The 24,390-nt window shown below is 67.6% G+C and carries 33 protein-coding genes; 15 read left to right on the plus strand and 18 right to left on the minus strand.

What is annotated here, in order from left to right; translation table 11 throughout:
• On the plus strand, positions 1–226 hold a 226-nt coding region (locus V7702_RS11210; protein ID WP_335650197.1), incomplete at its 5' end, for a GNAT family N-acetyltransferase.
• 92 nt (positions 227–318) lie between these two features.
• Here V7702_RS11210 and V7702_RS11215 read toward each other — a convergent pair.
• The 4 genes from V7702_RS11215 to V7702_RS11230 all read right to left on the minus strand — a co-directional run bounded on the left by V7702_RS11215 (position 319) and on the right by V7702_RS11230 (position 2,222).
• Positions 319–690 carry a hypothetical protein gene (locus V7702_RS11215; RefSeq protein ID WP_335650198.1) on the minus strand — a complete coding sequence of 124 codons (372 nt, stop codon included), beginning with the start codon at positions 688–690 and terminating at the stop codon, positions 319–321.
• Between the two features lie 64 nt (positions 691–754).
• Positions 755–1,408 (minus strand): glutathione S-transferase family protein, encoded by a 654-nt coding sequence (locus V7702_RS11220; RefSeq protein WP_335650199.1) that lies wholly within the window; start codon positions 1,406–1,408, stop codon positions 755–757.
• Positions 1,405–1,878, minus strand: a complete 474-nt coding sequence (locus tag V7702_RS11225; protein WP_335650200.1) for an SRPBCC domain-containing protein — start codon at positions 1,876–1,878, stop codon at positions 1,405–1,407. The genes V7702_RS11220 and V7702_RS11225 overlap by 4 nt, the downstream gene beginning before the upstream one ends.
• Positions 1,875–2,222, minus strand: coding sequence for an ArsR/SmtB family transcription factor (locus V7702_RS11230; RefSeq protein ID WP_335650201.1), 348 nt, complete (start codon positions 2,220–2,222; stop codon positions 1,875–1,877). The genes V7702_RS11225 and V7702_RS11230 overlap by 4 nt, the downstream gene beginning before the upstream one ends.
• A 107-nt stretch (positions 2,223–2,329) precedes the next feature.
• Between V7702_RS11230 and V7702_RS11235 the strand changes: the two genes are divergently transcribed.
• Positions 2,330–2,617 (plus strand): DUF3175 domain-containing protein, encoded by a 288-nt coding sequence (locus V7702_RS11235; RefSeq protein WP_335650202.1) that lies wholly within the window; start codon positions 2,330–2,332, stop codon positions 2,615–2,617.
• On the opposite strand, the gene V7702_RS11240 is transcribed toward V7702_RS11235, so the two are convergent.
• Both V7702_RS11240 and V7702_RS11245 read right to left on the minus strand, forming a co-directional pair.
• Positions 2,614–3,090 carry an RpiB/LacA/LacB family sugar-phosphate isomerase gene (locus V7702_RS11240; protein ID WP_335650203.1) on the minus strand — a complete coding sequence of 159 codons (477 nt, stop codon included), beginning with the start codon at positions 3,088–3,090 and terminating at the stop codon, positions 2,614–2,616. The genes V7702_RS11235 and V7702_RS11240 overlap by 4 nt on opposite strands.
• 206 nt (positions 3,091–3,296) lie before the next feature.
• Positions 3,297–4,712, minus strand: a complete 1,416-nt coding sequence (locus V7702_RS11245; RefSeq protein WP_335650204.1) for a calcium-binding protein — start codon at positions 4,710–4,712, stop codon at positions 3,297–3,299.
• Between the two features lie 295 nt (positions 4,713–5,007).
• Between V7702_RS11245 and V7702_RS11250 the strand changes: the two genes are divergently transcribed.
• The gene (locus V7702_RS11250; protein WP_335650205.1) at positions 5,008–5,874 is read left to right on the plus strand and encodes a hypothetical protein; all 867 of its coding nucleotides are present in this window, start codon (positions 5,008–5,010) and stop codon (positions 5,872–5,874) included.
• Positions 5,875–6,003: 129 nt separating this feature from the next.
• Here V7702_RS11250 and V7702_RS11255 read toward each other — a convergent pair whose 3' ends face one another.
• The 3 genes from V7702_RS11255 to V7702_RS11265 all read right to left on the minus strand — a co-directional run bounded on the left by V7702_RS11255 (position 6,004) and on the right by V7702_RS11265 (position 8,862).
• Positions 6,004–6,474 carry a hypothetical protein gene (locus V7702_RS11255; protein ID WP_335650206.1) on the minus strand — a complete coding sequence of 157 codons (471 nt, stop codon included), beginning with the start codon at positions 6,472–6,474 and terminating at the stop codon, positions 6,004–6,006.
• Between the two features lie 151 nt (positions 6,475–6,625).
• Positions 6,626–7,558: an SDR family NAD(P)-dependent oxidoreductase gene (locus tag V7702_RS11260; protein WP_335650207.1), complete on the minus strand. Its 933-nt coding sequence runs from the start codon at positions 7,556–7,558 to the stop codon at positions 6,626–6,628.
• Between the two features lie 35 nt (positions 7,559–7,593).
• Complete coding sequence (locus V7702_RS11265; protein ID WP_335650208.1) at positions 7,594–8,862, minus strand: MFS transporter; 1,269 nt, start codon at positions 8,860–8,862, stop codon at positions 7,594–7,596.
• A 253-nt stretch (positions 8,863–9,115) separates the two neighbouring features.
• Here V7702_RS11265 and V7702_RS11270 point away from each other — a divergent pair, with 253 nt between their 5' ends.
• From V7702_RS11270 to V7702_RS11300, 7 genes are read left to right on the plus strand one after another with little or no spacing between them, the layout of a single operon-like run.
• Positions 9,116–9,652 (plus strand): GNAT family N-acetyltransferase, encoded by a 537-nt coding sequence (locus V7702_RS11270; RefSeq protein WP_335650209.1) that lies wholly within the window; start codon positions 9,116–9,118, stop codon positions 9,650–9,652.
• Positions 9,653–9,683: 31 nt separating this feature from the next.
• The gene (locus tag V7702_RS11275; protein ID WP_335650210.1) at positions 9,684–10,262 is read left to right on the plus strand and encodes a DUF1285 domain-containing protein; all 579 of its coding nucleotides are present in this window, start codon (positions 9,684–9,686) and stop codon (positions 10,260–10,262) included.
• Positions 10,259–10,903 carry a CoA pyrophosphatase gene (locus V7702_RS11280; protein ID WP_335650211.1) on the plus strand — a complete coding sequence of 215 codons (645 nt, stop codon included), beginning with the start codon at positions 10,259–10,261 and terminating at the stop codon, positions 10,901–10,903. The genes V7702_RS11275 and V7702_RS11280 overlap by 4 nt, the downstream gene beginning before the upstream one ends.
• The gene (locus V7702_RS11285; RefSeq protein WP_335650212.1) at positions 10,896–11,174 is read left to right on the plus strand and encodes a hypothetical protein; all 279 of its coding nucleotides are present in this window, start codon (positions 10,896–10,898) and stop codon (positions 11,172–11,174) included. Before V7702_RS11280 ends, V7702_RS11285 begins: the two co-directional genes overlap by 8 nt.
• The gene (locus tag V7702_RS11290; protein WP_335650213.1) at positions 11,171–12,421 is read left to right on the plus strand and encodes a CCA tRNA nucleotidyltransferase; all 1,251 of its coding nucleotides are present in this window, start codon (positions 11,171–11,173) and stop codon (positions 12,419–12,421) included. The genes V7702_RS11285 and V7702_RS11290 overlap by 4 nt, the downstream gene beginning before the upstream one ends.
• 8 nt (positions 12,422–12,429) lie before the next feature.
• Entirely contained in the window at positions 12,430–13,143 is a 714-nt protein-coding gene (locus V7702_RS11295) for a glutamine amidotransferase-related protein (RefSeq protein ID WP_335650214.1), read from the plus strand.
• 36 nt (positions 13,144–13,179) lie between these two features.
• Positions 13,180–13,317, plus strand: coding sequence for a hypothetical protein (locus V7702_RS11300; protein WP_335650215.1), 138 nt, complete (start codon positions 13,180–13,182; stop codon positions 13,315–13,317).
• On the opposite strand, the gene V7702_RS11305 is transcribed toward V7702_RS11300, so the two are convergent.
• The 3 genes from V7702_RS11305 to V7702_RS11315 are packed head-to-tail and all read right to left on the minus strand — an operon-like array spanning position 13,314 to position 15,339.
• Positions 13,314–13,919: a DUF1131 family protein gene (locus V7702_RS11305; protein WP_335650216.1), complete on the minus strand. Its 606-nt coding sequence runs from the start codon at positions 13,917–13,919 to the stop codon at positions 13,314–13,316. The genes V7702_RS11300 and V7702_RS11305 overlap by 4 nt on opposite strands.
• A gap of 53 nt (positions 13,920–13,972) precedes the next feature.
• Complete coding sequence (hemF, locus tag V7702_RS11310; RefSeq protein WP_335650217.1) at positions 13,973–14,872, minus strand: oxygen-dependent coproporphyrinogen oxidase; 900 nt, start codon at positions 14,870–14,872, stop codon at positions 13,973–13,975.
• Positions 14,869–15,339, minus strand: a complete 471-nt coding sequence (locus V7702_RS11315) for a tRNA (cytidine(34)-2'-O)-methyltransferase (RefSeq protein WP_335650218.1) — start codon at positions 15,337–15,339, stop codon at positions 14,869–14,871. The genes hemF and V7702_RS11315 overlap by 4 nt, the downstream gene beginning before the upstream one ends.
• A gap of 238 nt (positions 15,340–15,577) precedes the next feature.
• On the opposite strand from V7702_RS11315, the gene petA reads away from it, so the two are divergent.
• The 3 genes from petA to V7702_RS11330 are packed head-to-tail and all read left to right on the plus strand — an operon-like array spanning position 15,578 to position 18,306.
• Positions 15,578–16,132: a ubiquinol-cytochrome c reductase iron-sulfur subunit gene (petA, locus tag V7702_RS11320; protein ID WP_335650219.1), complete on the plus strand. Its 555-nt coding sequence runs from the start codon at positions 15,578–15,580 to the stop codon at positions 16,130–16,132.
• Positions 16,133–16,137: 5 nt separating this feature from the next.
• Positions 16,138–17,457, plus strand: a complete 1,320-nt coding sequence (locus tag V7702_RS11325) for a cytochrome b (protein ID WP_335650220.1) — start codon at positions 16,138–16,140, stop codon at positions 17,455–17,457.
• Between the two features lie 6 nt (positions 17,458–17,463).
• A complete protein-coding gene (locus V7702_RS11330) occupies positions 17,464–18,306 on the plus strand; it encodes a cytochrome c1 (protein ID WP_335650221.1) in 843 nt (280 codons plus the stop codon).
• Positions 18,307–18,358: 52 nt separating this feature from the next.
• Here the strand turns inward: V7702_RS11330 and V7702_RS11335 are convergent, their stop codons facing one another.
• The gene (locus V7702_RS11335; RefSeq protein WP_335650222.1) at positions 18,359–19,141 is read right to left on the minus strand and encodes a hypothetical protein; all 783 of its coding nucleotides are present in this window, start codon (positions 19,139–19,141) and stop codon (positions 18,359–18,361) included.
• Between the two features lie 118 nt (positions 19,142–19,259).
• On the opposite strand from V7702_RS11335, the gene V7702_RS11340 reads away from it, so the two are divergent.
• Both V7702_RS11340 and V7702_RS11345 read left to right on the plus strand, forming a co-directional pair.
• Positions 19,260–19,787 (plus strand): adenine phosphoribosyltransferase, encoded by a 528-nt coding sequence (locus tag V7702_RS11340; RefSeq protein WP_335650223.1) that lies wholly within the window; start codon positions 19,260–19,262, stop codon positions 19,785–19,787.
• 3 nt (positions 19,788–19,790) lie between these two features.
• A complete protein-coding gene (locus V7702_RS11345) occupies positions 19,791–20,279 on the plus strand; it encodes a DNA-deoxyinosine glycosylase (RefSeq protein ID WP_335650224.1) in 489 nt (162 codons plus the stop codon).
• Here the strand turns inward: V7702_RS11345 and V7702_RS11350 are convergent.
• From V7702_RS11350 to V7702_RS11370, 5 genes are all read right to left on the minus strand, one after another.
• On the minus strand, positions 20,276–20,968 hold the full coding sequence (locus V7702_RS11350) for a dienelactone hydrolase family protein (RefSeq protein WP_335650225.1): 693 nt from the start codon (positions 20,966–20,968) through the stop codon (positions 20,276–20,278). The genes V7702_RS11345 and V7702_RS11350 overlap by 4 nt on opposite strands.
• Complete coding sequence (locus V7702_RS11355; RefSeq protein WP_335650226.1) at positions 20,965–21,636, minus strand: dienelactone hydrolase family protein; 672 nt, start codon at positions 21,634–21,636, stop codon at positions 20,965–20,967. Before V7702_RS11355 ends, V7702_RS11350 begins: the two co-directional genes overlap by 4 nt.
• Positions 21,637–21,702: 66 nt before the next feature.
• Positions 21,703–22,800 (minus strand): redox-regulated ATPase YchF, encoded by a 1,098-nt coding sequence (ychF, locus tag V7702_RS11360; RefSeq protein ID WP_335650227.1) that lies wholly within the window; start codon positions 22,798–22,800, stop codon positions 21,703–21,705.
• A gap of 180 nt (positions 22,801–22,980) precedes the next feature.
• Positions 22,981–23,607 (minus strand): aminoacyl-tRNA hydrolase, encoded by a 627-nt coding sequence (gene pth / locus V7702_RS11365; RefSeq protein ID WP_335650228.1) that lies wholly within the window; start codon positions 23,605–23,607, stop codon positions 22,981–22,983.
• A 108-nt stretch (positions 23,608–23,715) separates the two neighbouring features.
• Positions 23,716–24,342 (minus strand): 50S ribosomal protein L25/general stress protein Ctc, encoded by a 627-nt coding sequence (locus V7702_RS11370; RefSeq protein ID WP_335650229.1) that lies wholly within the window; start codon positions 24,340–24,342, stop codon positions 23,716–23,718.
• Positions 24,343–24,390: the final 48 nt, after the last annotated feature.

Here is a 24,390-nt window from a genome sequence, read left to right on the forward strand (position 1 = left end):
GCGCGGCGGGGTCTCCAACGCCGCGGCCTTCATGTTCGAGACCCTGGGCGTGCGCCTGATCGGCCTGACCGCGGCGCTGGACAATGTCCGCTCCATCGCCGCCATCGATGGGGCGGGCTTTGTGCGCATGGGCGAGCGGGAGAATGTCCGGCCCGACGGCACGGTGCGCCGCAGCCTCTATTGGGAGCTGACGCGCGAGGCCTGGCGGGCCAGTCGCGAGGGCTGATCGAAGTCCGGCCCACCTGTCGCCCGTCCCCCTCGGGTCAAGCCTGACCACGACGGATGGGAGAACGCCGGCGCCCTGAGACCCGAACCCGCCTAAACCGCAATGTCGATGATGGCGCCCTTGGCCTCGCCGGACTGGGCGTCGGCCTTGGCCTCCTGCTCGATGGCCTCGCGCAGGCGTTTGGCGATCTCTTCGGCGATGGAGGATTTCAGCGCCTGCTGATCCTCCGCGCCTGTGGCCCCGCGGGCGGCGAACTCGGTTTCCACCTGCTCGCGGATCATCGCCTCGAGCTTCTCGCGCTTCACCTTCTTCTGCCACTCGTAGAAGCCGCCAGCCTGCTGGATTTCCTCGCGCGGATTCGAGGTCTTCCCAATCTCCAGCGTGACCTCTTTCGACGTCGGCCTGTTGGCCGCGGCGGCGGCCATGGCGGCGAAGGGGTTGGACGCGCCTATGCTGGCGAACATGGTGCGGGTCTCCGTGGCGGGATGTCGCACGACGTTAAGCAAGATCGGCGCCAGCCGGCCTCCATCAATCTCGGTCCGGCGCGCCCAGCGGGAAATAGTGGCGGAAGGGCCGGGCCTCGTTCACTGCGCGGGCGAAGGACGGCCGCTCCAGAAGCCGCTGGCGATAGGCCTTGAGCGCGGCGCAGGCCTCCGGGATCGGATAGGTCCAGTCGGCATAGAAGAGCGAAGGCGCAGCCGCGCAGTCGGCCAGGGTGAAGGTTTCGCCGACGGCCCAGGTGCGATCCTGCATCCGCTGGTCGAGCCAGGCATAGCTGGTCTCCAGCATCTGGCGCGCCTCATCCACCCCGAGGGGATCGCGCTGGTCGGCGGGCCGGAGGGAATCGTAAACAAACTTGCCCTGGGGCGTCATGACGTAGTTGTCGAAGACGCGGTCCAGCATGCGCGCCTCCAGCGCCAGGTCGGGATCGTCCGGGATCAGTCTCACCGGCCCCGCACGATGGACCTGCAGATATTCGATGATGACCGAGGCCTCGAGCACCACGCGGCCATCGTCCCTTAGGATCGGGAAACGCTTCATCGGCCAGAGGGTGGCGAACTCGTCGCCGACGCCGGGATCCTCCAGCATCCGGTACGTGAAGGGGACGTCGTTCTCATAGAAGGCGATCAGCGCCTTCTGGCAGTAGGACGAGAAGGGGTGGGCGAAAAATTCCAGGGTCATGCGAAGGCTCGGGCTTCCCGCCCCTCCATCAGGGCGACCAGGTTGTCGACATGCCAGGTCGTGCCGTGCTCTCGGCCCCGAACCGCCTCTATCCCGCCGGTGAAGTAGGAGCCCTGCTCGGTGTGGATCAGCCGGGTCTTCTCGCCGTCGGGGCGGAACTCCAGGGTCTGGAGGGAGACCGACAGCTTCTCGTCGTTGTGGAACATGTCGTAGACCAGCACGATCCGTTCGTTCTCGACGATATCGTGGTAGGTGGCCTGGAAGTCGGTGACCTTGCCGTCCGGCCATCGGGCATGGAACCGCTCCTTGCCGCCGACGCGGAAGTCGAAGTCGCGGTTCAGGGTCTCGATATCGGCCGGCGCCTTGAACCAGGCCATCTTGGCCTCCAGGCTCGAATAGGCGGCGAACACTCGGGCCGGCGTGGCGGCCAGCACCCGCTCGATGGTGAAGGTGGCGTTGATCAGCGTCATCGGTCCGGCTCCTGCGGGGCGGTCTGGGCCAGATAGGCCTCCAGTTGGTCGTACTGCTGCTCCCAGAATTGTCGGCGCTCGGCGATCCAGCCTTCGATCTGGGCGATGGCCCCGATCTCCAGGCTGCAGGTGCGCACGCGCCCCACCTTCCGGCTCTTCACCAGCCCCGCCTCCTCCAGAACCTTCAGATGCTGGACCACGGCCGAAAGCGTCATGGGTAGGGGCCGCGCCAGATCGCTGACCGAGGCCGGCCCAAGACTCAGCTGCTCCACCATGGCGCGGCGGCCCGGGTCGGACAGGGCCTGGAAGGCGACGTCGAGGGGTGCGGGTTGATACTGTAGCATTGACTTAAGTGTTTAGCCGGCGCGCCAGAAGAGTCAAGCGGATGCTTAACCGATGAGCCGAAACCGCAGGCCGGGCAGGCGAGTTCTTCCGATGAGGAGGAAATCGAATGACCCGCAAGACCGAAAAGTGGTCGCAGGACGTGACCGAACACAGCGACGCGCTGGACCTGGAAGACGAGGTCTTCACCCGCGACGACCCAGCCGAGATCGCCGCCTCGCTCAAGCGCTCGGCCGAGCACAGCCACCGCAAGAAGGGCACGCCCTTCCAGTCGGCCATGTCCATGCTGACCTTCTATATCAACCGCGCCGGCGACAACCTGCCGGACAAGCAGCGCAAGACCCTGGAGGCGGCCAAGGACGAACTGCGCAAGGCTTTCGGTCGGGAGACGAACTAGGTCGGGGGCTGGGAGACATCGAGCTTGGCCAGACGCTCGCGACGCTCGGCGTAGCGGTCGCCCAGAGCCGGCGTGGCGAGGAAGGCCGCGAGGATATGCTCGGCGGCGGCAGGCTCGGTGGTGTCGGCCCCCAGGACCAGCATGTTGGCGTCGCCGTGCTGCCGGGCCGGCGCGCTTGCCGCGGCGGTATGGAGCAGCGTCGCGCGCATGAAGGGGAAGCGGTTGGCGGTTATCGCCATCATCTGCCCACTGCCACATATGCCAAGCGCGAAGTCGGTGCGCCCCGCCCGGATCTCGTCCACCAGCCGCAGCGCATAGTCCATCGCATCGACCCGCTCGGCGGCGCTGTCCGTCCCGCAGTCGTTCACGCCGTAGCCATTGGCGACCAGCCACGCCGACAGCCGCGCCTTCAGGGCGACGCCCCGATGGTCGGATGCAATGGCGATGGGCTTGTCGGTCAGAGGAGGGGGCATGGGTTAGCCTAACGGGCGGGGCGGCTGTGACAATTGGCTTCCGGTGGAGCGGGCCGCGCTGACATCTTTGCCGACTACCGGCTGCGTATCGCGTTGGTGGTCCGCGACTATGGCATGAACTCGCGCGAGGAGGCCCCGGCTGACAGCAACCTCGCTCATCAGCTCGCTCGCTGAGCTTCAAGCTTCAGCCTGTGGGCAATGACCAGCTATGAGCTCAGCAGCCATCCCGCGGGCAGCGCACTTAACTGGACGCCGACCAGCACCACCATGTCTCCACCGCCCAGGTCGACGATCGTGTCCGCGCCCTCCTGGCGAAGGGTATGGCTAGTGCCTGCCAGGAGCTGCACGCGGTCGCCGGCGGCGGCGTCGAAATCGAGGATGCGATCAAGCCCTGCGCCCGCGAAGCTGTGGAGGATGTCGGCGCCGGCGCCGCTGCTGATCGTGTCGTCGCCTCGATCGCCGGAGAGGAAGTCGTTTCCGCCGCCGCCTGATATGCTGTCGTTCCCCTTGCCGCCGCGGAGCCAGTCCGTGAAATCGAAGCCCGACAGGGTGTCAGCGCCGGCGTTTCCATTGGCGACGGCCGCGGCGAGGGCGCCGGCGGGAATGGGGAGGGCGAGGCCGCCCCCCGTGATCACGTCGTTCCCGTCCCCGCCTTCGAGACGGCCGGGGCCCATAACATCGGAGAGTGTGTCGTTTCCCGCGCCGCCCAGCAGGGTGTCGGCGCCGTTATGGCCGGAGAGGCTGTCGGCGCCCTCGCGGCCTTCCAGCCAATCGTCGCCGGCGCCGCCCATCAGGCTGTTGTCACGCCCGTCTCCCATGAGGGTGTCGGAAAAGCGCGTGCCTTCCACCCCGTCGATTGAGATCAGAAGGTCGCTCCCAAAGCCTGCGCCCACCTCCTGGGCCGTGCTTGCCGCCAAATCCACGCGGACGCCTGCCGCGGCGCGGAAGCTCGGCAGGTAGGCGAACTCAGGCTCGGCCAGGATGGAGTCTGCGTAGGAGACCCAATCGACGCCGGACCCGCCGATCATCGTGTCATTGCCCTGGTCGCCTCGAATCGTGCCGCCGCCCGAGCCGGCCTGGAGCCGATCGTCGCCGGCGCCGCCGAAGATCAAAGTCGGGGTGTCGCCCCCTGAGATCACGTCGTCATGGGCCGATCCCAGCACGCCGCCAAGCTGGCGCAGCGTGTCGACGCCGGCTCCGCCACCGACCGACTGGGGTGTGGTGATGCTGAGGTTGACGCTGACGCCGCCGGTGGCGGTGACATAGCTGACGACGATCTGCTCGCCGGGCGCGGCGTTCCCGTTGATCAGATCATTGCCGGGTCCGCCTTCCAGGGCCACAAACTGCTGGTTTGGCATGACGGCCGACCCAGAGAGGGTGTCGTCGCCGTTGTCGCCGAACAGGAGAGCGCCGTAGTTGTAGGGCGCTGAAATAAGGTCATTGCCGCCGCCCCCGCGCAGCACGTCTGGCGTGTACCATTCGCTGTAGCTGTCGGAGCCGACAATGGTGTCGTCGCCTGGGCCGCCGGTCACATAGTCGGGACCCGCGCTGCCCATGATGCTGTCGGCGTCGGCCGTGCCCACGAGCGTGTCGCGATAGCGGCTGGCGGTGATGATAGCCATCGTCGGACCCGGTGCTGCTGTGGAAGCCGCCACCGTAGAAGCGCCTGCAACCTGAGATCAAGCTTCGGGTCGGACACGATCTGCTGTGGCGCCCGTTTCCGTGATCTTCAGACAGCGGCGATCTGGCGCCGCCTCCCACCCAACGAAAAGGCCCCGGCTCTTCGTGAACCGTGGCCTCGTCGTTTCGGTCTGAACGACCAGCTGGCGCTTAGGCGCCGGCCTTGGCCGGGGCGGCGCCTGGGCTGGGCCATCAACTTCACATTGCGGGGCCGCCTGATCCCGCTAGGCTGATCTCATGGCCGAGCTTGCAGTCTTCGCCTTCGTGCTCTGCATCACGGCGCTTCTTGTCGCGGGGTGGATCCGTGCGCTGCTGACCGGTCGCGCCGCCCTGATCGGTCCATTCGTGCGGGCGGACCGGGCAAAGCGGCCGGTTGGGTATGCGCTGATCATGGGGCTACTGCTGCTGCCCATCACAATCGGGATCATCGCTACGATTGTGGGGGCTCAATTGGCGTTCCCGCTCGAGCACATTCCGGCACCACAAGCCGCAGGCTATGCGGAGCCGTCGCAACTGAGGGGCCGTCAACGCGCAGAAGCGGTCCCGGGCTACTTTCCTGCATCCCTCAGCCAAACGAGCTATACGTGTAGAGATATAGATATCGGGACCCGTCCCATCTTAGGCGAAATGGAAGTGGCCTGGTATTCATCCCATCTCTCGGCGGCCGGTGAGCCGTCGTTGCTGGAGGCGGTGAATCCAGAGGCGCCCACACAGGATGTCTATCGTTTCACTTGGCTCAGATCATTCGACAAGCCCATCGTGATACGTATCGAGCAGGCTAAGAGCGGCGCCTTGCTGATGACGGCCTCTCGCCTGTCGGGCATGGGGGGATATGAACCGGGCTCCGTTGAGGCGCGAATCGTCAGGGGGTTGAGTCAGGACGAGGCGAACCAATTCCGCAGAGCTCTGTCGGTCGCGAACGGCCTTCGGCTAAGGGCGGTGTCCTGCGACTGGGGGTTCGACGGAGCACAATGGATTTTCGAAGGCGTGGACCGAGGCCGCTATCGCTATGTCGAGCGCTGGACGCCGGACCGGGGAAGCGTGCGCGCCTTGGGTCTGGTCATGTTGAGCTTCACCGGGTGGGAGATTGAGCCCGTCTATTGAGCTCTGTCGACCCCGCCGCCCTGCGTGGTCACGCCCGGTGAAGTGGCGCTTGGCAACCAGCTTCGCTCTTGTCAGCTGGTGAGGGACGCCATGAGTTCGGCTCACGACCGTTGCGTACTTTGGAGGAGGCTACGGCTCGATCCGTTGCTGGAAGTCGTCGTCGACTAAATCGAACGTTCTGGAGTCCAGCCCGTCCAGACTGAAAATTTTGATTCCGACGGCCCTGATGCTTTCATCGCTAGGGGGCGCAACTCGGATGCCAATCTTCTCGGCTTGGTCGAGGGGCATCGATTCAATGACGTGCGTGTCGATCTTCTCCCGCTCAAGCACGACCACTACGTACGCGATGTTGCGCTCGACGTTCCGCAAGACTCGGGCACGGCCGAGCCGGCCATCCCCCACAAAGTCGGCCGAAAAGGCCAGAAATCCGGCAGGATCTGTAAGCCGCTTCCCGTAGTCAGGAGACGTCGCATAGTCGGAGAGTTTTGCCTCGACGTAGCCAATGGATATCAGCGCTGTTGGCAGCGGCCGCTGGTCAGGTGCGCGTTCTTCAAGGGCCATTGAGGTTATGAGGCCGAGGCTTAGAGCGGTAGCGAGCATGAGCTTAGCCTACAGGGGCCGAAGCCAAAACGTCTGAATCCCATCCTTCTCCAGACGGCAAGGCCTGGTCACCGGTTGCGGGGCTCCAACGAAGGCCCCGGCTCTCTCGAACCGGGGCCTCGTCGTTTCGGTCAGTTCAGACCGCTAGGTCTTAGGAGCCGGCCTTGGCCGGGGCGGCGCCCTGGCTGGCGAGGGGGCCGCGCGACAGCGGGAAGAACTTGTCGCTCATGGCCGGGACGGCTTCGGACAGGATGGTGTCGACGCTCCAGCCCTCTTCCTTGGTCTGGGTCGAGATCGGGCGGGGCTGCGAGTAGAGGATGATGTTCTCACCCGAGGCGCCGAACACCTGGCCCGAGACGTGGGACGCAGCCGGCGAGACCAGGGCCACCGAAAGGCGGGCGGGCTGGTCGGCGCGGATGGCTGCGGCCATGGCTTCGCGGCGCTTGGCGGCCGCTTCGTCCTTGACCGGGACCGACTGGGTCATGCGGGTCCAGGCGACGGGCGCCAGGCAGTTGGAGCGGACGTTGTTGCGCTCGCCTTCCATGGCGATGATCCGCGACAGGCCGGCGATGCCCATCTTGGCCGCGCCGTAATTGGCCTGGCCGATATTGCCCAGCAGCCCCGAGGTCGAGGTGAAGAACATGTAGGCGCCGTCGTTCTGGTTGCGGAACAGCTCGATGGTGGCGCGGGCCACGTTGAACGAGCCGCGCATGTGCACGTCGATGACCTTGTCCCAGTCGTCTTCCGACATCTTGTGGAACATCACGTCACGCAGGATGCCGGCCGGATTGATGACCGCATGCAGGCCGCCAAAAGTGTCCATGGCCTGCTCGACCATGCCTTCGACCGCCTTGTAGTTGGTGACGCTGTCGGAGTTGGAGGCCGCTTCGCCGCCGGCGGCGCGGATTTCCTGAGCGACCTGTTCGGCCGGCCCGGCGGAACCCTCGTCCTCGCCCTTCAGGCTGCCGCCCAGGTCATTGACCAGAACCTTGGCGCCCTGTTGCGCGGCGATCAGCGCGCACTCACGTCCAATACCGTTGCCGCCGCCGGTGACGAGGACAACCTTGCCGTCTAATACGCCCATGGATCTATCTCCCTAAAAGAATATTGCGCGGATTGTTATTCGAGGCGGTCAGCCTTGCGCAAGTCGGGAAAGAGCTTGGCCCAAAGGCCGGTGACGATCAACGTGCCCACGCCGCCCACCACGGCGGCCGCCACAACCCCCATGAAGCGGGCGAAGACCCCGGCGCGGAACTCGCCCAGTTCGTTGGACGCGCCGATGAACAGGGTCGACACCGCCGCCACCCGGCCGCGCATATTGTCGGGAATGACCAGCTGGATCAGAGTCTGGCGCACATAGACGCTGAGCATGTCCGCCCCGCCCAGGATGGCGAGCGCCGCCACCGACAGCCAGAGCGAACGCGAAATCCCGAAGACGATGGTCGCCAGCCCAAAAACGGCGACGCCGGCGAACATGGTCACCCCGGCGTTGGCGCGGATCGGCCGGGCGGCCAGCACCAGGGCGATGACCGTCGCCCCCATGGCAGGCGCGGCGCGCAACAGGCCAAACCCCTCCTCGCCGACATGCAGGATGTCGCGGGCGAAGACCGGCAGCAGGGCCGTGGCCCCGCCCAGCAGGACGGCGAACAGGTCGAGGGAGATGGCGCCGAAGACGATCTTCTGGCGCCACACATAGATCAGTCCCTCCTTGATCAAGGCCAGGCGGGAGCCGGGCTGCAGGTCGGGCTTGGTGCGGCCGCTGATGAAGAAGGTGAGCGTGGCGCCGGCGACGTAGAGGCAGAAGGCGGTCTCGTAGGCCAGCGCCGTGGAACGGGCCAGCAGCAGACCGCCTATGGCCGGGCCGGCGATGGCGGCGGTCTGCCAGGCCAGCGAGTTCCAGGCGATGGCCCGGGGCAGCAGGCTGCGGGGCACCAGCATCGGACCGAGCGCCGTGCCGGCCGGCGACATGAAGGCCCGCCCGGCGCCGAAGATCGCCGCCACACACAGCAGCAGCGGCACCGAGGCGAAATCGCGCCAGGTGGCGACGGCCAGTATGCCCGCGCTGGTCAGCTCGACGGCGTAGCAGGCCAGCAGGATCTTGCGCCGGTCGTAGCGGTCCACGGCCTCGCCGGCCGGCAGGGTCAGCAGGAAGACCGGAATGAAGGTGACCAGCCCCACCATGCCGACCACGAAGGCGGCCTCGGCGACATCCATGGTCCGGCGCGCCAATTCATAGATCTGCCAGCCCAGGGCCACGCTCTGGACCTGCACGCCGATCGAGCTGGCCCATCGCGAGCCCCAGAACAGCAGGTAGCTCCTCTGGCCCAGCAGGGCGCGGGCGGAGGGTAGGGGGTCTGACGCCGGCGACTCGGGAGGGGACTGGGACATGGGCGGCGCAACTTGGCCCGAGCGACCGCCCCCCGCAACGGCGCATTCGGTTCCCATTGACCTCTGGTCGCGGTGGCCTTATCCGGCGCGCTTCGGGCGACATGATCGCCGAGGCTGACCGCGAGGGCGCTATGCGTGCGCTGCGACGAACCGGACGCGAAATCCGCATCCTCTAGAGCCGCCTGGCGCCGCCGAAGTCGCGGGCCGGGTCCGTCTATCTCGCAGCCTGCAAAGTTCGCCGCAAAGTTCGCCCATGACCGCCGCCTTCGTTCCCCTTGCGGACTCCGTTCCGACTCCAGCGCCTGAAATTCGTCCCGAGACGCCCCAGGATGGCCCCGTCATCGAGGCGCTGCTGGATCACGCCTTCGGCCCCGGGCGCTTCGCCAAGGCTTCGGAGCGGGTGCGGGAGCTCTCTCCCCTCCGGGCCGATCTGTCCTTTTGCGCCTGGGAGGGCGAGCGTCTGGTGGGCGTGGTCCGCCAGTCGGAGATCGCCGTGGGCGGCCGGCGACTGATCTTCCTGGGCCCGCTGGCGGTGAACGCTGCGGCCCGGCGCCTGGGGGCCGGCGCCAGGCTGGTGGAGGCCGCCTGCGCCGCCGCCGCAGCAGCGGGTTTTGCCGAGGTGCTGCTGGTGGGCGACCCGCCCTTCTTCGGCCGGCTGGGCTTTTCGGCCGAGGCGACGGCCGGGGTGGTCATGCCCGGACCGGTGGACCCGCGCCGGCTGCTCCTGAAGCGCCTGCGGGACGACGAACAGGGCCAGACCCCGTTGCAGGGCGCCGTTACGGCGCCTTGAGGCGCCCGTCGCGCACGCCTACCTTCCCCCTATGACAGAGGTTGAATCCAAGCCCGGCCTGGATGGGGTGATCGCGGCGGCCAAGCAGGCGCCGGGCCGCGGCCTGCCCCCCGTCCACCTGTGGAATCCGGCCCATTCCGGCGAAATCGACATCGTGATCGCCGCCGATGGCCGCTGGATTCACGAGGGCGCGACCATCAACCGAGCGGCCCTGGTGCGGCTCTTCTCCACCGTCCTGCGCAAGGACCCGGACGGCTACTGGCTGGTGACGCCGGTGGAGAAGATGAGGATCACGGTGGAGGACGCCCCCTTCATCGCCACGGCCCTGGACGTCGCCGCCGGGTCGGACGGCTCACCCGTCCTGGCCTTCACCACAAATGTCGGCGATGTGGTCGAGGCCGGCGCCGACAACGCCCTGCGCGTGGAGATCGACCCGACCACCCAGGAACCGCGGCCCTATCTGCACGTGCGTCGCGGGCTTGAGGCGCTGATCAGCCGCCCGGTCTTCTACGAACTTGTGGAGATGGCGCAGGAGCGGGACGGGGTGCTGGGCGTCGAGTCTGGCGGAATGTGGTTCGCGATCGGCCGGTCGGAGGCGCCCGTCTCGTGAGCCCCAGTTCGCCCGTCGGGGCGCTGCGCGAATGGATCACCCAGCGGCTCGATCCCCTCGAAGACCATGATCCGGTGGACGGGGTCGTGGCCTCGGATTTCGGCCCGCGCTCCATAGACCTGGCCGACGAGCCTGAGCCCCCGACCCCGGCCTCCGTGCTGGTCGGCCTGATCGAGCGTGAGCACGGCTATTCAGTGCTGCTGACCCGGCGGGCCGACACCCTGCGTCGCCACACCGGCCAGATCGCCTTTCCCGGCGGTCGGCGCGATCCTGGCGAAACGGTCTGGGAGACCGCCCTGCGGGAGACCGAGGAGGAGGTCGGCATCCCGCGCACCCTGGTCACCCTGGGCGGCCTCTCGACGCCCTATCGCACCGGCACGGGGTTCCTGGTGACGCCGGTGGTGGGCTTTATCGAGCCCCATTTCACCCTGGCCCCCAATCCCGCGGAAGTCGCTGACGTGTTCGAGACGCCTTTCGGCTTTCTCATGGACCCGGCCAATCACGAGGAGCACGAGCGGGAGTTTTCCGGCCAGCTCCGGCGCTTCTATGCCATGACACATGAGAACCGGTTCATCTGGGGCGCCACGGCCGGCATGCTGCGGTCGCTCTATGACCGGCTCTACGGAGGCGCGGTTGCTTAGGGTTTTTCTTCTCCGCTCGGTGCTGATCGCACTGCCCTTCGTGGTCTGGTTCATCTGGGCCGAATATTCCAAGCGCACCGGCCGTCCGATGGGCGCGACCCCCTGGGTCTGGCTGGCCACAGGTTCAGCGCTGCTGTTTGGCCTTTCGCTGCTGTTCATGGTCGTGTTCCAATCGGACAACCGCGGCGAGGTCTATGTGCCGGCGGAAGTCACAGAAGGCGGCCGGGTCACCCCAGGCCGCTTCGAGGAAAAGGGAACACCCGCCCCATGAGCGAGAGCCTTGGTCCACGCCCCTGGTTGAGCGCGCCGGCGACGGCGGCGGTGTTCGACGCCCTGGAAGCCAGGGCCGGGGCCGGCTGCGCCCGGGTGGTGGGCGGTGCGGTCCGCAACGCCGTCATGGGCCAGCCGGTCAGCGACATCGACATCGCCACCACCCTGACGCCAGACGAGGTCACGGCCGCCCTGGGCGCGGCGGGCCTGAAGGCCATTCCCACCGGGATCGAACACGGCACGGTCACCGCGCTGGCTCATGGCCAGCCCCTTGAGATCACCACCTTGCGGCGCGATGTGGAGACGGACGGCCGTCGCGCCGTGGTGGCCTTCACCACCGACTGGGTCGAGGACGCCCAGCGCCGGGATTTCACCCTCAACGCCCTCTATGCGGACCGCGACGGGACGATCCATGATCCCCTGGGAACCGGCCTTGCGGCCGCCCGGGCAGGGCAGGTGGTCTTTGTCGGCGAGGCCCGGACGCGGATCGCCGAGGACTATCTGCGTATCCTGCGGTTCTTCCGCTTCCATGCCTGGTACGGCCGCGGCGCCCCCGACCCCGAGGCCCTGGCGGCCTGCGAGGCCCTGCGCGATGCGTTGGCCGACCGGCCTGGAGAGCGGGTTTCCAAGGAGCTGCTCAAGCTGCTGGCCGCCGATGACCCGCGGGCCAGCGTGCGGCTGATGGCCGAAACCGGCGTGCTGGCCGTGATCCTGCCGGCTGTGGCCGATCTGCATGACTTCGAGGCGCTGGTGGAGATCGAGAGCGAGATGCTCTTCGAATGCGATCCGATCCTGCGTCTGGCCTGCCTGCTGCCGGCCGACCAGATCGGCGTGGCCCAGGCCGCCGAGCGCCTTCGCCTCTCTAACGCCGAGCGCGACCGCCTGGTGGCCGCCAAGGGGCAGGGCCCGCGGATCACCAGCTGGATGAGCCCGCGGGAATCCCGCCGGGCGGTCTACGCCCTGGGCGCCCAGACCTTCCATGACCGGGTCAAGCTCGCCTGGGCGCGGTCGAACCGCACCGCCACCGCCGCCCAGTGGCGGGGCCTGCTGGCGCTCGGCGACAGCTGGAGCCCGCCGCCCTTCCCCCTGACGGGGGACGAGGTGGTCCACGCGGGCGTGCCCAAGGGGCCGATGGTCGGCCAGGTGCTGCAGGAGGTCGAGGACTGGTGGATCGACCATGACTTCCTCGACGACAAGTTCTCCGCCATCGAGAAGCTGAAGGCCGTCGCCCAGGGCATGGCCTACTAGGACCGTCCATGAAGCTCGGCATCCTCAAGACCGGCACCCCCCCGGCGCCGCTGGAGGCGCAGTTCGGCGGCTATCCGTCCATGTTTCAGGCCCTGCTGGGGCCGGAAGCTCACGACTATGTGGTGTTCGACGCCGAGGCCGGGGAGTTGCCCGCGACCCCGGAGGCCTGCGAGGCCTATCTGGTCACTGGATCGTCGGCTGGCGTCTACGACCCGCTGCCCTGGATCGAGGATCTGAGCACATTCCTGCGGGCCGCCAGGCGGCGGGCGGGCTTGGTGGGGGTCTGTTTCGGCCACCAGATCATGGCCCAGGCCTTCGGCGGCCAGGTGATCAAATCCCCCAAGGGCTGGGGCGTCGGCCTGCACACCTATGAGGTGACGGACCCGGCGGCCTGGATGGACCGCGCCGCGCCCATCGCCGTCGCCGCCTCGCATCAGGACCAGGTGGTCGCGCCGCCGCCGGGCGCCCGGGTGGTGGCCGCCAGCGGATTCACACCGTTCGGCATGCTGGCCTATGACGACCAGCCGGCCATATCCATCCAGCTGCATCCGGAGTTCGAGCCGGCCTATGCGAAGGCCCTGATCGAGGCCCGCCGCGGCAGCCGCTATGACGATGCGCAGGCCGATCAGGCGGTGGCCAGTTATGCGGCGCCCAACGATGCTTTGCGGGTCGGCGGCTGGATCGACGCCTTTCTCGCAACGATCCGGACCCGGAGAGGTTAGGAGTTGCAGACCCAAGGACGTTCACGGGAGCCCGGCATGACATCCCCGAAGCTGATCTTCGTCGTCGCCAGCGCCGTGGCGGCTCTGCTGGTGGCCAGCGTGGAGAGTCAGGCGGCCAATCCCCAGCCGCTCTCACCCGATGGTTTTGTCGCCCTGCTGGACGAGATCACCTAGCTAGCCTGGGCCGACCACATGAAGGCGGTGAGCCGCGCATTGTCGGTCAGGAAGCCCGCCTCCGGCACGGCGTTGGCAGGTCCCGTGAAGCCCGGCAGTCCGAACACATAGCCCAGCCGCGGCGCCCCCTGCCGGTAGCAGATCAGGCTGGCGGCCATCTCGCCCGAACCCCGAACACAGGTTTCCGTCAGGAATCCCATCTCCGACCAGGACGCGCCGATCTGTTCGCCTTGCGGGCCAGTGACAGGCCCGGCGCGGCCGAGGATGCGCCCGACGGTGGGCGCATCGGGCGCCGACAGCAGATCGAGTTCCAGCCCGTCGTCGCGTCGAACCGTGATGGTCGGGGTCGTATTCCCCCCGCTGGGCGGCGCCCGCCGAACCGTGGACTCCGGAAACAGTCCGCCCAGCCGGCGGACGTCCATAGCCGTGTCGCCATTGATTTCGCCGGCCCCCTGCTCGCTGAAGGTAATCAGGATGGGCCCGACGACGGCGGGCTTGGGCGCGGGGGCCGGCGCCTCAGGGCTCTCGCCGGAGGGGCTCGACTGCGGGCCGCAGGCGGCGAGACACGCGCCTGCCAAGACCGTAAATATCAGATTTCGCATACCCAACCCTCGCACAGCCAAGGTCCAGGAGGCAAACCAGGGTCGCGCGCCGATCAGGGCCAACTGACCATCGGGGGCATGGAGGAGAGGATCGAGGTGATGTTTCCGCCCGTCTTCAGGCCGAACATGGTGCCCCGGTCGTAGAGCAGGTTGAACTCCACATAGCGGCCCCGGCGCACCAGCTGCTCCTGGCGGTCGGCCTCGGTCCAGGGGGTGGCCATCCGGCCTCGGGCGATGGCCGGATAGACCTCGGCGAAGGCGCGGCCAACATCCTGGGTGAAGGCGAAGTCCCGCTCCCAGTCCCCGGAGTTGTGGTGGTCGTAGAAGATGCCGCCGATACCCCGCGGCTCATTGCGATGGGGCAGGAAGAAGTACTCGTCGCAACGGGCCTTGTACGGCGCGTACCACTCCGGGTCGTGCCGGTCGCAGGCCGCCTTCAGTGCGCCGTGGAAGGCGACGGCGTCGGGATTTTCCTGGTTGCGCTGATAGTCCTGGGTCGGCGTCAGGTCGGCGCCGCCGCCGAACCAGCTCTGGCTGGTGGCCAGGAAGCGGGTGTTCATGTGCACCGCCGGCACATGCGGATTGCGCATGTGGGCGATCAGGCTGATGCCCGTGGCGGTGAAGCGGGGGTCCTTGTCTGCGCCGGGCATGGTGGCGGCCATTTCCGGACTGAAGACCCCATGCACCAGACTGATATGGACGCCGCACTTCTCGAAGAAGCGACCGCCCTGCATGAAGCCCATCACCCCGCCGCCGCCGGCCGGCCGGTCCCAGGGCGTCAGTTCGAAGCGTCCCGGATCGCCGGGATAGAGATCGGCCGGCGCCTCGTCTTCAAGCTGTTCGAAGATGGCGACGATCTGGTCGCGCAGGGCGTCGAACCAGGCCCGGGCGCGGCTGTTGCGGTCGGCGAGCGTGGCGGCGAGCGTGGCGGCGAGATCGGCGGCGTCTGTCATGAGACCAGGGGCTTAGGGAATCCGTCGGTCTGGCGCAACGCTTCCGAAAGACCGATGGCCGCCGAAACCGTCAGATTGAGCGACCGGGCTTCCGGCGCCAGGGGGATCAGCAGGCGGGCGTCAGCGGCGTCATGCACCTCGGGCGGGACCCCCTGGCTCTCCCGCCCGAACAGCAGGGTGTCGCCCGGCTGGAAGGCGAAGCTGTGCAGGGGCTGGGCGCCGCGGGTGGTGAACAGCACCAGCCGGCCCTCTGTGCGCTCCGGCGCGGCCATGAATTCGGCGAAGCCCGAGCGCCGCGTCCAACGGGCCAGACGGCCATAATCCAGGGCCGCACGGCGCACCGCCTTATCGGATAGCGGGAATCCGCAGGGCTCGATCACCTCCAGGTCGACATCGAGGCAGGCGGCCAGCCGAAGGGCGGCGCCAACGTTTTGCGGAATGTCCGGTTGAAAAAGCGCCAAACGCATTCTAAGCGATCCAGCCACGGGATTGGTCGGGGGCGTGAGACGAATCGCGACGCGACGCCGCGTTTGTTTTGCGGCGATGCAGTGCGAAAACTCTTCCGTCCCTGTATGGGTTCCGAAACAGGCCTGTACCAGAGCTTCTGGTCGGGCCGAAGGCGGGGCGTCGCGAGATTTGTCGTGAGCGTCCGAACGGGCGGTGGTTCTTCATGGAGCCCCGCCTCAACCGAAGGGTAGCTTAAAGGTGGCTGACACCGTCGTGGGCGAACATCCCGATTCTCACGCCGCGGGCGAAGACCCGAACCGGCGCGACTTCATTCATATCGCCGCAGGCGCAGCCGCCGTGGGCGCCGTGGGCGCTCTGGCCTGGCCGTTCATCGACCAGATGAACCCGTCGGCGGACACCCTGGCCCTGGCCTCGGTCGATTTCGACCTGACGAAGGTGTCCCTCGGCCAGCAGGTGACGATCAAGTGGCGGGGCAAGCCGCTCTTCATCCGTCGCCGCACCGAGGCTGAGATCGCCGCGGCCGTCGCCGACGACAATGCCGACCTGCGTGACCCGCAGACAGACGCCGAGCGCCATAAGCCCGGCAAGGCCGAATGGCTGGTCCTCGTCGGCACCTGCACCCATCTGGGCTGCGTGCCGACCTTCGGCGGCGGCGATTTCGGCGGCTGGTTCTGCCCCTGCCACGGTTCGCACTACGACACCTCCGGCCGTATCCGCCGCGGGCCCGCGCCCCTGAACCTGGCGGTGCCGGACTACGAATTCCTTTCCGATACGACGGTCAAGGTGGGCTGACAGCGATGAGCGGACATTCCACCTATGAACCTAAGACGGGCGTCGAGCGCTGGCTCGATACGCGCCTGCCGATCATCCGGCTCGGCTGGGACAGCGTCGTCGACTACCCGACGCCCAAGAACCTGAACTACTGGTGGACCTTCGGGGGGATCCTCGCGGTCTGCCTGATGATCCAGATCGTCACCGGCATCGTGCTGGCCATGCACTATGTGCCGCACATCGACCACGCCTTCGCCTCGGTCGAGCGCATCATGCGCGACGTGAACTACGGCTGGCTGGTGCGCTACATGCACGCCAACGGCGCCTCGATGTTCTTCATCGCGGTCTATATCCACATGTTCCGCGGCCTCTATTACGGCTCCTACAAGGCGCCCCGCGAGGTGCTGTGGATCCTGGGCTGCGTCATCTACCTGCTGATGATGGCCACCGCCTTCATGGGCTACGTCCTGCCCTGGGGTCAGATGAGCTTCCACGGCGCGGTCGTGATCACCAACCTGTTCGGCGCCCTGCCGATCGTCGGCGAGGCGATCACCACTTGGCTGTGGGGCGGGTTCGCCGTGGACAACGCCACGCTGAACCGCTTCTTCTCGCTGCACTTCCTGCTGCCGTTCATGATCGCCGGCGTCGTCGGCCTGCACATCTGGGCGCTGCACGTGCCGGGGAACAACAACCCGACCGGCGTGAACGTGAAGTCCAAGGCCGACACCGTGCCCTTCCACCCGTACTATACGGTGAAGGATGGCTTCGCGATCGTGCTGTTCCTGATCCTGTTCGCCTGCTTCCTGTTCTACAATCCGAACGCGCTGGGCCACGCCGACAACTACATCCCAGCCAACCCGCTGGTCACCCCGTCGCACATCGTTCCGGAATGGTACTTCCTGCCGTTCTACGCGATCCTGCGGGCGGTGCCGGACAAGCTGGGCGGCGTGATCCTGATGTTCGGCGCCATTGCGGTGCTGTTCGTCCTGCCCTGGCTCGACACCTCCAAGGTGCGCTCCATGCGCTACCGGCCGACGGGCAAGCTCTACTTCCTGATCTTCGTCCTGGCCTGCCTGGTGCTCGGCTATTGCGGCGGTCAGCTTCCCGACAACCACGTGATCCCGGGCCTGTCGACCTTCACCCTGATCGACGCGGACCTGAACAGCATGGTCTGGCTGTCGCGGTTGGCCACCCTCTACTACTTCGGCTACTTCCTGGTGATCCTGCCCCTGCTGGGCCTCACCGAAACGCCGCTGCCCCAGCCGGAATCGATCTCCACGCCTGTCCTGTCCCATCCGGCGAGCACGCCGGCCGGCGCGACGGCTGCGCCTGAAAAGAAGGGTTGAGCCCAGATGCTGCGTAAAGGTATCGCTCTGGCCGCGCTCGGCCTGGCTCTGGTGGGCGGCCCGGCGCTCGCCGCCGGGGAGGCTGCGCCCCCCAAGCACGTGGACTTCAGCTTCAAGGGCCCGTTCGGCAAGTTCGACCAGGCCCAGCTGCAGCGCGGCTACAAGGTCTATCGGGAGGTCTGCGCGGCCTGCCACAGCATGGAGCTGATGTCGTTCCGGAACCTCGGCCAGAAGGGCGGGCCCTTCTACGATCCGGACTACAGCAACCCCAACGACAACCCGTACGTGAAGACCATCGCGGCGGAATATCAGATCAACGACATCGACTCCGAAACCGGCGACGTCATCCAGCGCCCCGGCACCTCGGCCGACGCCTTCCCGAGCCCCTTCCCCAACGAGGCGGCGGCCCGCGCCAGCAACGGCGGGGCCCTGCCGCCGGACCTGTCGGTGATGGCCAAGGCCCGTCACCATGGCGCGGACTACATCTATTCCCTGCTGTCGGGCTATCGAGATCCGCCGGCCGGGCTGCAGGTGGCCGCTGGCCAGTACTACAATCCCTATATGGCCGGCGACACGACACCGTTCTGGACGGGGGAGGGCCATGCCCCGCCCGGCGGCTTCATCGCCATGCCGCCGCAGCTGGCGCCGGACAAGGTGACCTTCGACGACGGCACGCCGTCGACCATCGATCAGCAGGCCAAGGACGTAGCGGCCTTCCTGGCCTGGGCGTCCGAGCCCAAGATGGAAGAGCGCAAGGCCTTCGGCTTCGGGGCGATGATCTATCTCGTGATCTTCGCCGGCCTGCTCTATGCCAGCTACCGCCGCATCTGGCGCAACGTCGCCCACTAGGCCGCGTCGCCAGGACCATGATCAGCCCGCCGGAACGATCCGGCGGGCTTTTTCATGGATGATCGTCCGTGATCAGCAGAAGCCGCCCGGCGGGAAAATCGAAGCGCAGGCGCCAGCGCTCCAGAGCGCCTGGACCCACGGCGCTGACCTCGTCGCCGCCAAGCCCGGCTTTCAGATTCTCAAACAGCACGCCGCCTAGGGAGAAGGCCCGAAGCGCTGCGCGTCCGGCTTCGTAGGGGGCGAGGGATTCCGGTTCGGCCATGCCGGCGACCTCACCGGGCGCCAGACGAACGGCGGCGTCGAGCCCGGTGGAGGGCGCGACCAGGATGCGGCGGGCGGTCGCCCCGTCGCTGAGCGCCGCCCATATCACCGGCCGCCCCGCCGTCCAGTGCAGATCCTGAGCCTGCGACCGCATCTTGAGCGCAGGGTCGTCAGGCGGCGCATACAGCTCCACGTGGCACGGCCTGAAATCCACCTCCACGATCACCGCCTTGAGCACATCGGCGCCGATGACCCCGGCGATCGGGGTCGGAAAGGCGTAGGTGCGGGCGTCCTGGCTGACGATCGCCAGGGATCGATCAGGGAAGCTGAAACCGCCGATGTCCACCTCGCCTTGGGTGGCGTCGCCGCTCAGGCCCATGCCCCGGGCGCGGGTGTCGTGCAGTTCGGTGCGGGGCGCGCCGGTGTCGAGGATGTAGTCGCCAGCCGCGCCGGCGACGTTCGCCGGGACCACGATGACGCCGTGCTCGTACCAGCAGGCCAGCGGGGCTGCGGCGCCCATCGCCGGGATCAGGGCGAGGCACAGGGCCAGGGGAAGGGCGGGCGGGGCGGTCATGGGGCGTCTCACGCAGAACCAGCCTGCAGCCGGGCTGGAACCATAGCCAAGGCCCGCGGCCTCGGCGATAAGCGTCAAAGGTGGGCCGCGCGCGGCCGGCAGGCCGGGAGGCGCGACCATGGACTTGAGATCGACGATCCGCACCATTCCCGACTATCCCAAGCCGGGCATCCAGTTTCGCGACATCACCACCCTGCTGGCCGATGCGCGAGCCTTCCGCCAGGCGGTGGACGAACTGGTCCAGCCCTTCGCCGGCCTGAAGATCGACAAGGTGGCCGGCATCGAGGCTCGCGGCTTCATCCTGGGCGGGGCCGTGGCCCATCAGCTGTCGGCCGGCTTCGTGCCCCTGCGCAAGAAGGGCAAGCTGCCGCACAGGACCCGCTCGGTGGAATACGCCCTGGAATACGGCTCCGACGCCCTGGAGGTCCATCTGGACGCCTTTGTGAGCGGCGAACGCGTCATGCTGGTGGACGACCTGATCGCCACCGGCGGCACGGCCCTGGCGGCGGCGGAGCTGCTGCGACAGGGCGGGGCGGAGATCGTGGCTGCGGCCTTCGTGGTCGACCTGCCGGATCTGGGCGGCGCGGCGCGGCTGGCGGCGGCCGGCGTGCCCATCTCCACCCTGGTGGCCTTTGAAGGCGAATAGCCGGTGACGGCCCTGAAGTCGTCCTTCCCACCGGTCATCGACTCCGACACTCGCCTGCTGATCCTCGGCAGCCTGCCCGGCGAGGTCTCGCTGCAGCGGGGTCAGTACTACGCCAATCCCCGCAACCAGTTCTGGCGGCTGATGGCGGCGGTGACCGAGAGCCGGATGCCTGACGCTTATGAAGACCGCTTGGCTCACCTTCTGCGGCGTGGCGTCGGCCTCTGGGACACGGTGAAGACGGCGCGGCGGGTCGGAAGCCTGGACGCCGCCATCCAGGCCGCCCAGCCCAACGCCCTTCAGGACCTGATCGCCGGCCTGCCGAAGCTGGCCGCCATCGGCTTCAATGGCGGCACGGCCGCCCGCATGGGCCAGGCGCAGCTGACCGAGGCGCCGGGCCCGGCCCTGGTGACCCTGCCGTCCAGCAGCCCGGCCTTCACCCTGCCGTTCGAAACCAAGGTCGTCGCCTGGCTGGACCTTCGATCCTATCTCTAGGCGCCTTCGCCGCGGCCGCCGCCGCTGCGGGTGAAGAGCTGCAGGGTGCGCAGGCGGGCCAGGCGGGCGGCGTCGGGCTGGTAGTCCTTGCGCCGGTCCGAGGCGAAGCCGTGGCCGGCGTCGTAAAGGTGCACCGGCATGTCGGGATAGCGCGCCCGGATCTCCTCCACCTGCTCAAGCGGGATAGAGGCGTCGGTCTTGCCGAAATGCAGGATGGTCGGGCAACGGGGCGCCTCGTCCAGCAGTTCGGTGATCCGCCGGCCGTAGAAGCAGGAGGCCGCCGCCACGCCCACACAGCGGGCCGCCACGGCCCAGCTCGCCGCCCCGCCCCAGCAGAAGCCGGCCACGAAGACTGGGCCCTGAAGGGCGTCTATGGCGCTCTGCGCATCGCCAGTAACCTCGTCCCAGGGTGCGGCCTGGGATAGGGCCACGGCCTGGACCATGTCGGCCGGCTCGTAGCTCGCCTCGAAGCCCCTCTGCTGGCGGTCGAAGAAGGCCGGCGCGATCACCTCATAGCCGTCCTCGGCGAAGCCGTCGGCCACCTCGCGGATATGATCGGTGACGCCGAAGATCTCCTGGATCAGCACCAGCCCGCCTCGCCGGGCGTCGCCGGGCTTCACGTGGTAGGCATCGAACGAAAAGCCGTCGGCGCGGCTCTCCAGCCGGATGGTCTCGCCGGCCCGGCTCATACGCTCTCGAACAGTTCGCGGGTGCGCAGGCGGGCGAGGTCGGCGGCCTCCTCGTGATAGCGCTCGGGGCTCTCATTGTTGAAGCCGTGGCCCGCGCCCTCATAGATATAGACCGGAACCTCCGGATGGGCGGCCTTCACGGCGGCCTCGACCTCGTCGGCCTTGATGCCCGGATCGGTGTGGCCGAGATGGACGATGACGGGGCAGGCCAGCGGCAGCTCGGCATTGGCCTTGACCATGCTGCCATAATAGCTCGACGCCGCCGCGATCCCCTCGACCTTGGCCGCGCTCAGCCAGGCGAGCGAGCCGCCATAGCAATAACCCACCACGCAGACCTTGCCCCGGGGCTTCAGGAAGTCCCGGGCCGCGGCGATGTCGGCCAGCGCCTGCTCCAGAGGTGTGGCCCGGGCATGGCCGATGCCGGCGGCCATGCCTTCGGAATCGTGGCCCACCGAAAAGCCCCGCTCGCGGCGGTCGAACAGGGAGGGCGCGATGGCCTCATAGCCGGCCTTGGCCCAGCGCTCGACGTCGGCGCGGACGTATTTGTCGACGCCGAAGATCTCCTGCAGCACGATGACCCCGCCTTTGCGCGGGGTGAACGGGGCCTCGTGATAGGCCGACAGCTCATAGCCGTCAGCCGGGCTTTTCAGCGTAATGGTGTCGCCCATTGGTGTTCTCCCTTGGCCGTGAAAGCCTAGGGCCACAGGGGGGCGGCTGTCACCTGCCCGAGCGGTTCAGACGTTGAATCGGAAGTTCATCACGTCGCCGTCCTGGACAACATATTCCTTGCCCTCCTGGCGCAGCTTGCCCGCGTCGCGGGCGCCGGCTTCGCCGTTGAACTTAATGTAATCGGGGAAGGCGATGGTTTCGGCCCGGATGAAGCCCTTTTCGAAATCGGTGTGGATCACGCCGGCGGCCTGGGGGGCGGTGGCGCCCACAGGGATGGTCCAGGCCCGGGTCTCCTTGGGGCCGCAGGTGAAATAGCTCTGCAGGCCGAGCAGCTTGAAGGCCTCGCGGATCATGCGGTTCAGGCCCGGCTCTTCGAGGCCGAGGGTCTCCAGGAACTCCGCCCGTTCGGCTGAGTCCAGCATGGCGATCTCGCTCTCGATCTGGGCGGAGATGACCACGCTCTCGGCGTCGTCGCGCTTGGCCCGCTCGGCGACGGCGGCCGACATTTCGTTGCCGGTCCCGGCCGCGCCCTCATCCACATTGCAGACATAGAGGGTCGGCTTGGCGGTCAGCAGCTGCAGCATCCGCCAGGCCTTTTCGTCGTCCTCGGACACCTTGGCGGTGCGGGCCGGGCGGCCGGCGTTCAGTTCTTCCAGGGCGAGCTTCACCAGCCGAAGGGTGTTGGCGCTCTCCTTGTCGCCGGTCTTGGCGCGCTTATCGAGATTGGCGACCCGCTTCTCCAGGCTCTCCAGATCGGCCAGCATCAGCTCGGTCTCGATGATCTCCAGGTCGGCGAGAGGATCGATGCGGCCCTCGACGTGGGTGATGTCATCGTTGACGAAGCAGCGGGCCACGAAGGCCACGGCGTCGCAGTCGCGGATATTGGCCAGGAACTGGTTGCCCAGGCCCTCGCCCTTCGACGCGCCGCGCACCAGGCCGGCGACATCGACAAAGTTGATCCGGGCCGGAATGATCTCCTTGGAGCCGGCCACCTTGGCCAGGGCCTCCAGGCGCGGCTCAGGCACCGCAACGTCGCCGACATTGGGCTCGATGGTGCAGAACGGATAGTTGGCCGCCTGGGCCGCCGCGGTCTGGGTCAGCGCGTTGAACAGGGTGGACTTGCCGACATTGGGCAGGCCGACGATGGCGACTTTGAGAGCCATGGAGTCCTCGGAGAATTGGAGCCGGGGCCGTCTTAGAGCGCGTTCCGATAAGTGGGAACCGGTTATCGGGACGAAACGCGCTCAGGACTTGGAGTGCAGAGCCCGATTCAACGATCAGACGATGCCGTCTGATCGCATCAGGCTAGCCGAGCCGGCCGGGATTGTCGTCAGCCGTAGCCGCTAGGGCGCGTCGCGGCCCTGGCGCTGCTGGCGGGTGTCGGCCTTGTCGGCCGGCGCCAGGCGCATGACCTCGGCCTGGTACTTTTCGTCCTCGCCGGCGACCAGCAGCGGGGCGGCGTCGGCGCACGCCCGCAGAAGATCGCTCAACCAGGCCTGCTCGACCTTGTGGAAGTCCGACAGCACGTGACCCTGGACCAGCTCCTTGTGGCCGGGATGGCCGACGCCCAGCCGGGCGCGGCGGAAATCTGGGCCGACCTGGCCGGTGATGGAGCGGATGCCGTTGTTGCCGGCCGCGCCGCCGCCGGCCTTCATGCGGAACCGCCCCGGCGCCAGGTCGATCTCATCATGGAAGACAATGAGGTCCGAGGGCGTCAGCTTGTAGAACTTCAGCGCCTCGCCCACGGCGTTGCCGCTGTCATTGTAATAGGTCTGGGGCTTGAGGATCAGGGCGCGGACGGGACCCTGCGGGGTCTCGATGGACCCTTCGCGGGTCAGGCTCTGAAAGCGGGACCGCTCTGGGCCGAAGGCCCAGCGCCGGGCGATCTCATCGACGGCCATGGCGCCGACATTGTGCCGGTTGCCGGCGTAGCGGCTGCCAGGATTGCCCAGGCCGGCAAGGATCAGCATGCAATCCCCCGCGGCAGATGGGCGCTCGGTGGACGAATCCGGGAGCGGAGCAGCGTCAAGGGCGGGCCTCGCCCGGTTCAGATGAGGCCATCTGAACCGGAAAGGAATTTAGGCCTCGGTTTCGCCGGTCGGACCCGCGCTCTCGGCGTCGGCCGCCGCGTCCTGCGCCGCCTGGGCCGAGGTGCCGGCCAGGGTGGCGATGACGAAGTCGCGATCCACGGTGGCTTCCACGCCCTTGGGCAGGTCGAAGCCGGAGATGCGGATGGTGTCGCCGATCTCGAGACCGGTGAGGTCGAAGATCAGTTCTTCGGGAATGGCGTCGGCCGGGCAGGACAGTTCGACGTCGTGACGCACGACGTTGAGGGTGCCGCCGCGCTTCAGGCCCGGCGATTCATCGTGGTTAATGAAGTGCACGGGCACCGAGATCTTGATCTGCTGGTGCTCATCGACCCGGTAGAGGTCGAAGTGCCACGGCTCGTCGGTCACCGGATGCATGTCGATCGCCTTGGCGATGACCGGCTGGGTTTCCTTGCCGTACTTCAGGGTCACCAGGTGGCCCAGCAGCTTGCCGGTGTAGAGCGCCTTGCGGAACTCGTTGGCCGGAACGGAGATCGCCACAGGATCCTTGTCGCCGCCATAGAGCACGCCAGGGACCTTGCCGCTGCGACGCACGACGCGCGCGGCGCCGGTGCCGGTTTGCTCACGAACTTCAACGTTCAATACGATATCGGCCATCGCCTTGCCTCAAAACGAAACCGCCGCGCGAACCCGCGCGGCGAGGGC

This window comes from Phenylobacterium sp. (assembly GCF_036963605.1).
Lineage (GTDB): Bacteria > Pseudomonadota > Alphaproteobacteria > Caulobacterales > Caulobacteraceae > Phenylobacterium.

What these genes read in the sequence shown, in the direction of transcription:
- V7702_RS11215 (WP_335650198.1), bottom strand. Translation starts at nt 690, where the DNA reads ATGTTCGCCAGCATAGGCGCGTCCAACCCCTTCGCCGCCATGGCCGCC.
- V7702_RS11340 (WP_335650223.1), top strand. Translation starts at nt 19,260, where the DNA reads ATGGACTTGAGATCGACGATCCGCACCATTCCCGACTATCCCAAGCCG.
- V7702_RS11355 (WP_335650226.1), bottom strand. Translation starts at nt 21,636, where the DNA reads ATGGGCGACACCATTACGCTGAAAAGCCCGGCTGACGGCTATGAGCTG.
- V7702_RS11300 (WP_335650215.1), top strand. Translation starts at nt 13,180, where the DNA reads ATGACATCCCCGAAGCTGATCTTCGTCGTCGCCAGCGCCGTGGCGGCT.
- V7702_RS11305 (WP_335650216.1), bottom strand. Translation starts at nt 13,919, where the DNA reads ATGCGAAATCTGATATTTACGGTCTTGGCAGGCGCGTGTCTCGCCGCC.
- V7702_RS11230 (WP_335650201.1), bottom strand. Translation starts at nt 2,222, where the DNA reads ATGCTACAGTATCAACCCGCACCCCTCGACGTCGCCTTCCAGGCCCTG.
- ychF (WP_335650227.1), bottom strand. Translation starts at nt 22,800, where the DNA reads ATGGCTCTCAAAGTCGCCATCGTCGGCCTGCCCAATGTCGGCAAGTCC.
- V7702_RS11220 (WP_335650199.1), bottom strand. Translation starts at nt 1,408, where the DNA reads ATGACCCTGGAATTTTTCGCCCACCCCTTCTCGTCCTACTGCCAGAAG.
- V7702_RS11250 (WP_335650205.1), top strand. Translation starts at nt 5,008, where the DNA reads ATGGCCGAGCTTGCAGTCTTCGCCTTCGTGCTCTGCATCACGGCGCTT.
- V7702_RS11265 (WP_335650208.1), bottom strand. Translation starts at nt 8,862, where the DNA reads ATGTCCCAGTCCCCTCCCGAGTCGCCGGCGTCAGACCCCCTACCCTCC.
- V7702_RS11255 (WP_335650206.1), bottom strand. Translation starts at nt 6,474, where the DNA reads ATGCTCGCTACCGCTCTAAGCCTCGGCCTCATAACCTCAATGGCCCTT.
- V7702_RS11270 (WP_335650209.1), top strand. Translation starts at nt 9,116, where the DNA reads ATGACCGCCGCCTTCGTTCCCCTTGCGGACTCCGTTCCGACTCCAGCG.
- V7702_RS11350 (WP_335650225.1), bottom strand. Translation starts at nt 20,968, where the DNA reads ATGAGCCGGGCCGGCGAGACCATCCGGCTGGAGAGCCGCGCCGACGGC.
- V7702_RS11290 (WP_335650213.1), top strand. Translation starts at nt 11,171, where the DNA reads ATGAGCGAGAGCCTTGGTCCACGCCCCTGGTTGAGCGCGCCGGCGACG.
- V7702_RS11235 (WP_335650202.1), top strand. Translation starts at nt 2,330, where the DNA reads ATGACCCGCAAGACCGAAAAGTGGTCGCAGGACGTGACCGAACACAGC.
- V7702_RS11370 (WP_335650229.1), bottom strand. Translation starts at nt 24,342, where the DNA reads ATGGCCGATATCGTATTGAACGTTGAAGTTCGTGAGCAAACCGGCACC.
- V7702_RS11240 (WP_335650203.1), bottom strand. Translation starts at nt 3,090, where the DNA reads ATGCCCCCTCCTCTGACCGACAAGCCCATCGCCATTGCATCCGACCAT.
- V7702_RS11335 (WP_335650222.1), bottom strand. Translation starts at nt 19,141, where the DNA reads ATGACCGCCCCGCCCGCCCTTCCCCTGGCCCTGTGCCTCGCCCTGATC.
- V7702_RS11245 (WP_335650204.1), bottom strand. Translation starts at nt 4,712, where the DNA reads ATGGCTATCATCACCGCCAGCCGCTATCGCGACACGCTCGTGGGCACG.
- V7702_RS11275 (WP_335650210.1), top strand. Translation starts at nt 9,684, where the DNA reads ATGACAGAGGTTGAATCCAAGCCCGGCCTGGATGGGGTGATCGCGGCG.
- V7702_RS11295 (WP_335650214.1), top strand. Translation starts at nt 12,430, where the DNA reads ATGAAGCTCGGCATCCTCAAGACCGGCACCCCCCCGGCGCCGCTGGAG.
- V7702_RS11225 (WP_335650200.1), bottom strand. Translation starts at nt 1,878, where the DNA reads ATGACGCTGATCAACGCCACCTTCACCATCGAGCGGGTGCTGGCCGCC.
- hemF (WP_335650217.1), bottom strand. Translation starts at nt 14,872, where the DNA reads ATGACAGACGCCGCCGATCTCGCCGCCACGCTCGCCGCCACGCTCGCC.
- V7702_RS11330 (WP_335650221.1), top strand. Translation starts at nt 17,464, where the DNA reads ATGCTGCGTAAAGGTATCGCTCTGGCCGCGCTCGGCCTGGCTCTGGTG.
- pth (WP_335650228.1), bottom strand. Translation starts at nt 23,607, where the DNA reads ATGCTGATCCTTGCCGGCCTGGGCAATCCTGGCAGCCGCTACGCCGGC.
- V7702_RS11325 (WP_335650220.1), top strand. Translation starts at nt 16,138, where the DNA reads ATGAGCGGACATTCCACCTATGAACCTAAGACGGGCGTCGAGCGCTGG.
- V7702_RS11315 (WP_335650218.1), bottom strand. Translation starts at nt 15,339, where the DNA reads ATGCGTTTGGCGCTTTTTCAACCGGACATTCCGCAAAACGTTGGCGCC.
- V7702_RS11260 (WP_335650207.1), bottom strand. Translation starts at nt 7,558, where the DNA reads ATGGGCGTATTAGACGGCAAGGTTGTCCTCGTCACCGGCGGCGGCAAC.